We start from the raw sequence: 1,168 nt of genomic DNA on the forward strand, positions 1-1,168 counted from the left end.
ACCAGCGCTCGTACGCCTCCAGCGCCGCCCGCGCCGCCTCCAGGTCGCCCGCGCCCACGGCCGCCTCGATGCGATCCGGCGCCGAGCGCCACACCACCATCGGATGCCCGGCCCCCGGGCCCGCGGCCGTGATCGCGGTGAACCGGTCGTGCGCCGCGGCGAAACGGCCCGTCCCCAGGTCCAGCATGGCCAGCGCGTACGCGGCCACGCCCGCGCGCAGGCCCACCCGGTGCGGGATCGCGATGGCCAGCGCCTCGTGGGCGTGCCTACGGCACGTCTCCTCCTCGCCGCGCAGCGCCGCCAGCACCGCGAGGTTGGCCAGGTGCGCGGCCACCGTGTTGGTGTACCCGGCCTCGCGGGCCAGCTCCAGCCCCTCCTCGGAGATGGCCTGGCTCTCCGCCAGCCGCCCGGCGATCCGCTCGCCGGTGGCCACGAACTCCAGCACCACCGGCAGCTGCCCCACCATCCCCGACACCCTGGCCACCCGGCCCGCCCGGGCGACCAGGTCGACCGCCAGATCGGCCTCGCCCAGGTAACTGGCCGCCGCGGTCGCCCACAGGAACCCGGCCGCCTCCGTCAGCTCCCCGGTCCTGCCCAGCGCCTGCCTGAGCATCCCGTGCCCGGTGCCGTCGGAGAGCATCAGGCCGATGCCGGTCAGCACGTCGCGCAGGAACCCTTCGGGGAAGGCCGCCGCCCGCCGGCCGATCTCGGCGATGGCGGCGGTGTCGCCCACGTACGAGGCCGCCTCGGCGGCGTCGGCCAGCATGTCCAGGCTGTCGCCCGTGGCCAGGATCCGCACCGCCTCGGCGGCGCTTCCGGAGTTCAGCTCGAACCTGCCCCGCAGCTGGGCGATCTCCATCTCCAGCGCGCGGTCCCCGCCCGCGTGGTCGCGGGCCTCGGCCAGCAGGGACTCCGCCTGCCCCGGACGGCCTCCGAGCCAGGCGGCCATGGCGGCGTCCTTGAGCCTGACCGCCCGGGTGTGCGGCGCCGGGGTCAGCTCGGCGGCCCTGGCCAGGGCGGTCGCGGCGTCGCCGTACCCGCCGCGGTCGCGGGCCCGGGCGGCGGTCTCGGTGAGCGCGGCGGCGACGTTCTCGTCCTGGCCGAGCGCGGCCGCCGCCAGGTGCCAGGCGCGGCGGTCCCCTTCTGACAGCCCGGCCAGCGCCTCGTG

General features: G+C 77.5%; 1 pseudogene. It reads right to left on the minus strand.

Annotation, left to right across the window (positions count from 1 at the left end):
• Nucleotides 1-1,168, minus strand: a pseudogene (locus ACWDX9_RS63500) (LuxR family transcriptional regulator); the annotation flags it as partial.

This window comes from Nonomuraea sp. NPDC003201, from assembly GCF_053590415.1.